The sequence below is a fragment of the Lysobacter zhanggongensis genome, from assembly GCF_046638635.1.
In the GTDB taxonomy this organism is placed as follows: Bacteria; Pseudomonadota; Gammaproteobacteria; order Xanthomonadales; family Xanthomonadaceae; genus Novilysobacter; species Novilysobacter luteus.
The window spans coordinates 1-531 of sequence record NZ_JBJXHK010000187.1 but is presented as its reverse complement, the minus strand read 5'-3'; the positions used below and the strand labels follow the sequence as shown (position 1 = coordinate 531).

The window sequence follows — 531 nt, the reverse complement described above, 5'->3', positions numbered from 1 at the left end:
GTGGCGGCCGAGGTCACCGCGGTCGGCACGCTGCAGGCGGCCGGCGCGCAGTACGTGCTGGTGCCGACCATCCCCGACATCGGCCTGACCCCCGGCTTCCGCGCGCAAGGCCCGGCGGCGCAGGCGGCCGGCACCCAGCTGTCGGCCGCCTATAACGACGCATTGTTCAGTGCGTTCGCCCAGGCCGGACTGCGGGTGATCCCGCTGGACACCTTCCATCTGTTCCAGGAAGTCGCGGCCGATCCGGCGGCGTTCGGTTTCAGCAACATCACCGGCACCGCGTGCCAGCCGCAGATCACCGCGCAGTCGCTGACCTGCAACCCCAACACCTATGTCACCCCTGGGGCCACCACCAGCTACGGGTTCGCCGACGGCGTGCACCCCTCCGGTGGTGCGCACGAGGTGATCGCCGACTACGCGGTGTCGGTGCTGGAAGCGCCACGCCAGGTGGCGGTCCTGCCGAACTCGGCGGCGATGACCGGCCGCGCGCGTGCCGACCGCGTCGCCGCGCAGCTGGCGGTGCCGGTCGAG

1 pseudogene is annotated in these 531 nt (G+C 72.1%); it reads left to right on the top strand.

Going from position 1 to position 531, the window contains the following annotated elements:
* A pseudogene (locus ACKVMH_RS13610) lies at positions 1-531 on the top strand (autotransporter domain-containing esterase); the annotation flags it as partial.